Below are 8,122 nucleotides of genomic sequence, written 5' to 3'. Positions count from 1 at the left end.
AGCCGGGCCGTTCTGTATTTCCAGTTATGAGTGGAGGACATACGGGTCGAACGTATCGAGGCCACCCCAGTGGTGGATCCCCCTCGCAACCTGCCATGAATGCCGGCTGAGGTAACGACTATACGGGGCGCCACGGCCTGTTCCAAATCGGGCGTGCCCGGGTGGCGTCCGTATAGCCTTACAGCATGAGTCCTGCGCACCCGGAGAAATGGCCCGTCCTTGTCATCAAGGGCGGCGTGGATGAAGAGCCGCTGCGGGATGTCCGCGCCCTGCTGGCCGCCGCTGAGGAATCGGACGGCAATCCGCCCATTTCCGAACAGACCCTCGTGACCATGCGCGCGGCGGACACGGGCCCGCACACGCTGCTGACCCTTGCCCTCTACGCCCAGGACGAGGAGTCGGACCCCGCCACGGCACAGGACCTGGCCGGTTTCGCCGTGGTCGTCGAGGAGCCGGACGGGACAGGCGTGGTGGAAATCGCAGTGCACCCCAGCTATCGGAACCAGGGCGTGGCAGACCGGCTCGTCAGCACGCTCAAGTCCTCGCGCGGCCTGGACGGGCTCAAGGCCTGGTCGCACGGCAACCATGAGGCCGCCGCGGACCTGGCGGCCCGGTATGGCTATGGCCCGGTTCGGGAACTGTGGAAGATGCGGCTCACCACCGCCGCCGCTGACCTGCCCGACTTCGGCCTTCCGGACGGCGTCTCGATCCGCGCCTTCGTGCCGGGCAAAGACGAAGAGGCCTGGCTCGTAGCCAACCGTGAGGCTTTCGCGCACCACCCGGAGCAAGGATCCCTGACCAGGGCCGACCTGCAGGCCCGGATGGAAGAACCCTGGTTCGACCCCGCCGGCTTCCTGCTGGCGGAGGGCCGGGACGGGCGGCTGCTGGGCTACCACTGGACCAAAGTGCATCCGCGGCACGGGACACACCCTGCCATCGGTGAGGTGTACGTGGTGGGCGTCACGCCCGCCGCCCAGGGCATGGGCCTGGGCAAGGCGCTGACCATCGCCGGGATCCGGCACCTCCAGCAGCAGGGCCTGCACGCCGTCATGCTGTACACGGATGCGGACAACACTCCGGCCGTCTCGCTGTACCGGCGGCTGGGCTTCACGCGCTGGGATATGGATGTGATGTACGGGCCGGTTGAGGGGCGTTAATCGGCTCTTTGACGCCTGATCCAGCCGTCCCGAAATCTTCGGGTCTCGGACCCGTGAATGCTTGTAAGGTTGAAACTAAACCCGCCAGTACTCAAGGAGAGCGCATGCAACCGGAATCCGCCGGAACAGCCACCACCGAAATCAAGGTTGCCCCTGTGCGCGCCCGGTTCGGCTCCTCAGAAGTGCCGGCCTCCCGCGCCACGCAGGACCGCATCGACATCCCTGAGTTCGCAGCCATCCTGGAGCCGGACGGCGAGATCAGCCCGGACCGGTTCCTGGACCGCGAGCTGAGCTGGCTCGCGTTCAACTCCCGGGTTCTCGAACTGGCAGAAGACCCCAACCTGTACCTGCTGGAGCGCGTCAACTTCCTCTCGATCTTCGCGTCCAACCTCGATGAATTCTTCATGGTCCGTGTGGCCGGCCTGAAGCGCCGCATCGCCACGGGACTCGCCGTCCCGTCCCCGGCCGGCCTGAGCCCCGTCCAGGTCCTGGAACAGATCGGCGAGGCCGCCCACCGCCTGCAGCAGCGTCACGCCCAGGTCTACGCGGAACAGATCCGGCCGGCCCTGGCCTATGAGCACATCCACCTCATGCACTGGGACGAGCTCGACGACGAAGCCCGGCACCGGCTCAGCGCCATGTTCGCGGAGAAGGTCTTCCCCATCCTCACTCCGCTGGCCGTGGACCCCGCCCACCCCTTCCCCTACATCTCGGGCCTTTCCCTGAACCTGGCCGTGGTGGTCCGGAACCCGGTCAGTGACAAGGAGCTGTTCGCCCGCGTCAAGGTGCCGGACCAGCTGCCCCGCCTGATCTCCATCGACGGTCCCCGGGCCGGCACGGTGCCCGGCCGCGTGGCACGGTTCATCGCCCTCGAGGAAGTCATCGCCGTCCACCTGGACCAGCTCTTCGCCGGCATGGAGGTCCTGGAGCACCACACCTTCCGTGTGACCCGCAACGAGGACGTCGAGGTGGAAGAGGACGACGCCGAGAACCTCCTGCAGGCGCTTGAAAAGGAACTGCTGCGCCGCCGGTTTGGCCCGCCCGTCAGGCTCGAGGTCACCAACGACATCAACCCGAACATTCGCGCCCTGCTGATCCGTGAGCTTGGTGTGGACGAGTCGGAGGTCTACTCCGTTCCGGCGCCCTTGGACCTGCGCGGTTTGTCCGTGATCGGCAACATCGACCGCGCGGACCTGCGCTATCCCAAGCACGTGGCCCACACCTCGCGGTACCTGAACGAGTCCGAGACGTCCAAGGCCGCGAACGTCTTCGCCGCGATGCGCCGCCGGGACATCCTGCTGCACCACCCGTATGATTCGTTCTCCACGTCCGTCCAGGCGTTCCTGGAACAGGCGGCGGCGGACCCCAAGGTGCAGGCCATCAAGCAGACCCTGTACCGCACCTCGGGCGACTCCCCCATTGTCGACGCCCTGATCGACGCTGCCGAGGCGGGCAAGCAGGTGCTGGCCCTCGTGGAGATCAAGGCCCGCTTCGACGAGCAGGCGAACATCTCCTGGGCCCGCAAGCTGGAGCAGGCCGGCGTCCACGTGGTCTACGGCATCGTGGGCCTGAAGACCCACTGCAAGCTCTCCCTCGTGGTCCGCCAGGAGGTGGACGGGCTGCGCCGCTACTGCCACATCGGAACCGGCAACTACCACCCGCGCACCGCGCGCTACTACGAGGACCTCGGGCTCCTGACCGCGAACGAGCAGGTGGGCGAGGACCTGTCCAAACTGTTCAACCAGCTGTCCGGGTACGCCCCCAAGTCGACCTTCAAGCGGCTCCTGGTGGCCCCCCGGTCCGTGCGTTCGGGACTGATCGACAGGATCGAAGCCGAAATCCGCAATGCCCGCGCAGGCATCCCAGCGCGAGTGCAGATCAAGGTCAACTCCATGGTGGATGAGTCCATCATCGATTCCCTGTACCGCGCTTCCCAGGCAGGCGTGAAGGTGGACGTCATTGTCCGCGGCATCTGCTCCCTGCGCCCCGGCATCCCCGGGCTGAGCGAGAACATCACGGTCCGCTCCATTCTTGGCCGCTTCCTTGAACACTCGCGCGTGTTCGCCTTCAGCAACGGGGGCGACCCCGTGGTGTACATCGGCTCCGCAGACATGATGCACCGCAACCTGGACCGCCGGGTGGAGGCGCTGGTGCAGCTGTCCGGCGGCGAGGACACCGCCTACGTCCTGGACCTGATGCGCCGGTACATGGACCCAGAGACGTCCAGCTGGCACCTTGACAACGACGGCGAGTGGACCCGCCACCACATCGGCGACGATGGCAGCAAGCTGGACGATGTCCAGTCCTGGCTCCTGGCATCACGCTCCCGGCAGCGCGCCGTCGTCCGGCGGTAGGAACCCGGCCTTTGAAGAGCAGCGACTCACCCATAGCGGATCAGACCGATCACCCGGGCGAGGCGGTCGCCGTCACGGCCGCCGGCGCCCTGCCTTGGCGCGTCAAGAAGGACCAGCTGGAGGTCCTCCTGATCCACCGGCCACGGTACGACGACTGGTCCTGGCCCAAGGGCAAGCTTGACCGCGGCGAAACTGTGCCCGAATGCGCCGTCCGCGAGGTGGAGGAGGAGATCGGCCTCGTGGCACCGCTGGGCATCCCGCTCCCGCCCATCCATTACCATGTCTCCGCCGGGCTGAAGGTTGTGCACTACTGGGCCGTTGAGGTCACCGGCAATTCCCTGCGCCCCGACGGCAAGGAAGTGGACAGCGTCATGTGGTGCGCGCCGGAGCGTGCGGCTGCGCTGCTGTCCAACCCGTCAGACCGGGCGCCGCTGGAATACCTGGCGGCGGCCCACGCCCGCAAGGAACTGCAGACCTGGCCGCTCGTCATCGTGCGCCATGCCAAGGCCAAACCGCGATCATCGTGGACCAAGGCGGAAGGCGAACGGCCCCTGGCCGCCACCGGTATACGCCAGGCCCAGGCCGTGCACCGGCTGCTGAAGGCGTGGAAGCCGCTGCGCGTGGTCAGCAGCCCGTGGCTGCGCTGCGTGGCGACCATCGCCCCCTACGTCAAGTCTTCGGACGCCAAGGTGAAACTGGTAGATGCGCTCACGGAGCACCGGCATGCCCGCAACCCCAAAAAGACTGCTGCCGTCGTTGACGCATTGTTCGACAAGCAGCGTGCAGTGGTGCTGTGCACGCACCGGCCGGCCCTCCCCACCGTGCTGGGCCAGCTCGCCGGTTACATGACCCCGCGGCTCAAGGGCCTGCTACCGGTGGCGGATCCATATCTCGCCCCCGGGGAAATGATCATCTGCCACGTGGCGCAAGGCAGCAAGAGCAGGATCGTCTCGGTGGAGCAGTTCAAGCCCTTCGACGACTGAGTCTCCACCACCGTCCAGGCATCCACCTTGACCCCGCCGTCTTTGTATCAAATACTTGGTACAAAGATGGCGCTTCGGGATCAGGCGCTTTTGGGGATCATTGGGGGATCTGATGCCAATACAGTTTGAGTTGCCGCCCATGGCGCTGCTCGGACCGCTGCTAGCCGCAGTGGGCATTTACGGGTTATTGCGCTGGGTTGTCTGGGCGCCGGGCGGCGGTACCTCGCCCAAGTCCATTTCAGACCATGCGCTCTGGGTCGGCGTCATCGGCTGGCTGGCCAGCACCCTGCAGGGAGCAGCAAACGCCGGCATCATTTTCCTCAACCCCCATACGCCGTCGCTGCAGCAGCCCTCCGACATCCTCGAGGCGCTGGCCTGGCCGGTAGTCGGTTGCCTCGGTGTCCATGCGCTGGGCCAGCTCAGCTATCCGGGTCCCCGGGGTTCGCGCCGGCTGGCAACCCTGTCCGTCCGGCGTGTCAGGGACTTTCTTCCGTGGAAGCTCGCATGGACCACGCTCGGCATTTTCGCCGCGTCCGCCGGAACCATCGCATGGGCAGCCATGCAACCGGCGTTCCGTCCGGTGCCGCCCGTTACCCCGCCGAACGGCACTACCGGCCCCACCTTCTTCCATGACGGACGGATTCCCGGCACAGAACTGGCGGCCTGCCTGGCTACCGGGCTGCTTCTGCTCGCGGCAGGTACCGTTCTGGTGTTGTGGCTGATTTCCCGCCGCCGACAGCTGGAAGCACTGGACGCCGGAGACAACGCGCTTCTCCGCACGATTGCGATGAACCGCCTGCTACGGACTGTCTCCACTGTTGCCGCCGGGCTTGCTGCCATCGCCAGCAACTTTGCCTCCCGTCCGGAGCCGGCAACTGCCACCTCATGGACCAACCCTGTCGGGCTGGTGGCCCCCGTGGTGCTGTTCGTGATGTGGCTGTGGCAGCCGCCAAAGCTGGCCAGTTTCCGGGCCCCCGAGGTCCCGGTCCGCCGGCCTTCGTCTTCCGGCCGGAAAAACGTCCGGAACCTCCGCAGCGAGAAGCATCCCGCCGCAGTGCTCACCGTGTCCCTCGGCGCCCTCCTCGGACTGGCCGCGGTGGCGCCGGCGATGGCAGTCCTGCTCTTTCTGGGCTCCACCAATCCGGCCCGTGCCACCGTGATCTCAGCTGTTATGGCCGCGTGCGTCCTGCTGGCCATCCTGGCCGGCGAGCTGCTCCTCGAACGGAATTACGGCGCCGCCGCGGCAGTCCGCGGCTGGCCCGTCCAGCCGGTGGCGCCCGCCCTCCTCACCGCTGCGATCGTTGGCCTGCTGCTGCTGGCAGTCGTGATTGTGATGACCGCCGTCGGAGAAGCAACGCTTCCGTCCGGAACACCGGTGGCCCCGGGCTGGATTCCGACGGCGGCGGCCACTGCCGCCGTCGCCGTCACGGCGGTGCCCGCCACCCAAGCCGTTCGCCGGCGCCGCGGCATCGTCACGTCGGATGACGGACTGGACGCAGCGCTGCGCGCTGTCACGCTCAACAGGATCGTGCGGATTCTGGCCGCGTTCCTGCTGGCACAGGCGGGCGGCCTGCTGATTTCGGCAAGCCGGGCATGGGGGGCGCTGCTGGAAACTCAGACGGTCCCGGCGGAATGGTGGGAAGCGACGGCAGCCGCCGCCGGGTACGTGCTGGTGGCAGCCGCCGTGCTGCTCTCCCTGATCCGTGTGACCACTTTCGGCCCGAGGGGCGCGCCGGCCGCCCGGCGCGCCCCGGTGGAACCTGCGCGATGACAGCCGGCATTTCGGTGGACCTGGGCTCCCCCACTCCCCCGTACGAGCAAATCCGGCTGCAGGTCAGCGCGCTGGTCGCCGCGGGCGGGCTCACAGCCGGGACGCGGCTACCGGCAGTCCGCAGCCTCGCAGCAGACCTGGGGCTTGCCGCCGGGACCGTCGCCCGGGCGTACAGGGAACTCGAACAGTCCGGGCTGATCGAGACCCGGCGCAGGAACGGAACCGTCGTCGTCGGGCTTCCGGCTTACGGTTCCCCGGACGCCGGGGCGCCCGGCTCCGCCGCGCCCGGCTCCGGTGCGTCCGGTTCCGGCGCGGTCGGAGCGGAACTGGGTGCCGCCGTCGAACGTCTCATCCAGGCCGGAGCCAAGGCGGGACTGCCCGATGAGGAGCTTCTTGCGCTGGTCCGTGTTGGTCTGCAGCGGCGCCGCGGCCCTGGCTCGTTGGAATAGGTCAGTCGAATAGACTGGACGAGTGAGCACCCCAACGCCCTATGAAGACCTTCTGCGCGACGTCATGGCCACCGGCACGCACAAATCAGACCGCACCGGCACCGGAACCAGCAGCGTTTTCGGCCGCCAGATCCGCTTTGATCTGGGCGAAAGCTTCCCGCTGATCACCACCAAGCGGGTGCACTTCAAATCCGTTGCCGTCGAGCTGCTGTGGTTCCTCCGCGGCGACTCCAATGTGAAGTGGATGCAGGACCAGGGCGTGACCATCTGGAACGAGTGGGCCGATGCCGAGGGTGAACTCGGGCCGGTCTACGGCGTGCAGTGGCGGAGCTGGCCCACGCCGGACGGCGGTCACATCGACCAGATCGCTGAGCTCGTGGAGAGCCTGAAGTCGAACCCGGACTCGCGCCGGCACATCGTCTCGGCCTGGAACGTGAGCGAACTCAAGGACATGGCACTGCCGCCCTGCCATGCGTTTTTCCAGTTTTACGTCGCGGACGGCAAGCTCTCCTGCCAGCTGTACCAGCGGTCCGCGGACATGTTCCTGGGCGTGCCGTTCAACATCGCTTCCTACTCGCTGCTGACCTGCATGCTGGCGCAGCAGACCGGCCTCGAGCCCGGCGAATTCGTCTGGACCGGCGGCGACGTGCACATCTACGACAACCATATGGACCAGGTCCTGAAGCAGCTGGAGCGGGAACCGTACGAGTACCCGCAGCTGAAGATCACCCGCAAGCCGGAATCGATCTTCGACTACACCCTGGACGACTTCGAAGTGGTGGGCTACCGGCACCACCCCACGATCAAGGCGCCGATCGCCGTATGAGCACGGAGGGCACTATGGATGCGCGAGCTTTCAGCGAGGACATCGCCGCGGGAATGTCCGGGATCGGACTCGTGTGGGCACAGACGCCTGCCGGCGTCATCGGCAAGGACGGCGACATGCCGTGGAACCTGCCCGAGGACCTGTTGCACTTCACCAGGGTCACCACCGGCCATCCCGTCATCATGGGCCGCAAGACCTGGCTGTCCTTCCCGGCGAAGTACCGTCCGCTGCCCAACCGGACCAACATCGTCATCACCCGGCAGGAGAACTGGGGTAGCTCGCCAGAGGCGGAGGGCGCCGTCGTCGTCAAATCCCTCGATGACGCCCTGCTGGAATCTCAGTTCGCCCCAGGCTGCGAAGCAGTCTGGATCCTCGGTGGCGGCGAGATTTTCAAGGAGTCCACGGGCCTGGCCAACGTCGCGGTGGTCACCACCATCGATGTGGACGCCGAGGGCGACACGTTCGCCCCGGAGCTCGGCGACGGCTGGGTGGCAGGGACATCCGTGCCCGCCGACGGCTGGCTGACTGGCGCCAACGGCACCCGCTACCGGTTCACCAAGTGGAACCGCTCGGAAGGTTAGA

At 67.0% G+C, this 8,122-nt stretch carries 7 protein-coding genes; all 7 read left to right on the top strand.

What is annotated here, in order from left to right; all coding sequences use genetic code 11:
* Positions 1-185 precede the first annotated feature (185 nt).
* The gene (gene mshD / locus J7I85_RS03665) at positions 186-1,157 is read left to right on the top strand and encodes a mycothiol synthase (protein WP_214846688.1); all 972 of its coding nucleotides are present in this window, start codon (positions 186-188) and stop codon (positions 1,155-1,157) included.
* A gap of 104 nt (positions 1,158-1,261) precedes the next feature.
* Positions 1,262-3,511 carry an RNA degradosome polyphosphate kinase gene (locus J7I85_RS03660; RefSeq protein WP_214846686.1) on the top strand — a complete coding sequence of 750 codons (2,250 nt, stop codon included), beginning with the start codon at positions 1,262-1,264 and terminating at the stop codon, positions 3,509-3,511.
* An 11-nt stretch (positions 3,512-3,522) separates the two neighbouring features.
* The gene (locus J7I85_RS03655; RefSeq protein WP_214846684.1) at positions 3,523-4,494 is read left to right on the top strand and encodes an NUDIX hydrolase; all 972 of its coding nucleotides are present in this window, start codon (positions 3,523-3,525) and stop codon (positions 4,492-4,494) included.
* Between the two features lie 112 nt (positions 4,495-4,606).
* Positions 4,607-6,265 (top strand): hypothetical protein, encoded by a 1,659-nt coding sequence (locus tag J7I85_RS03650; RefSeq protein WP_214846682.1) that lies wholly within the window; start codon positions 4,607-4,609, stop codon positions 6,263-6,265.
* Entirely contained in the window at positions 6,262-6,714 is a 453-nt protein-coding gene (locus J7I85_RS03645) for a GntR family transcriptional regulator (protein WP_214846680.1), read from the top strand. Before J7I85_RS03650 ends, J7I85_RS03645 begins: the two co-directional genes overlap by 4 nt.
* Before the next feature lie 22 nt (positions 6,715-6,736).
* Positions 6,737-7,540 (top strand): thymidylate synthase, encoded by an 804-nt coding sequence (locus J7I85_RS03640; RefSeq protein ID WP_214846678.1) that lies wholly within the window; start codon positions 6,737-6,739, stop codon positions 7,538-7,540.
* Positions 7,537-8,121, top strand: coding sequence for a dihydrofolate reductase (locus J7I85_RS03635; RefSeq protein ID WP_214846670.1), 585 nt, complete (start codon positions 7,537-7,539; stop codon positions 8,119-8,121). The genes J7I85_RS03640 and J7I85_RS03635 overlap by 4 nt, the downstream gene beginning before the upstream one ends.
* The last annotated feature ends 1 nt before the right edge of the window (position 8,122 follow it).

Origin of the sequence: Arthrobacter sp. ISL-65 (genome assembly GCF_018613795.1) — a bacterium.
Classification (GTDB): domain Bacteria; phylum Actinomycetota; class Actinomycetes; order Actinomycetales; family Micrococcaceae; genus Arthrobacter.
This window is presented reverse-complemented; position numbering and strand designations above follow the sequence as displayed.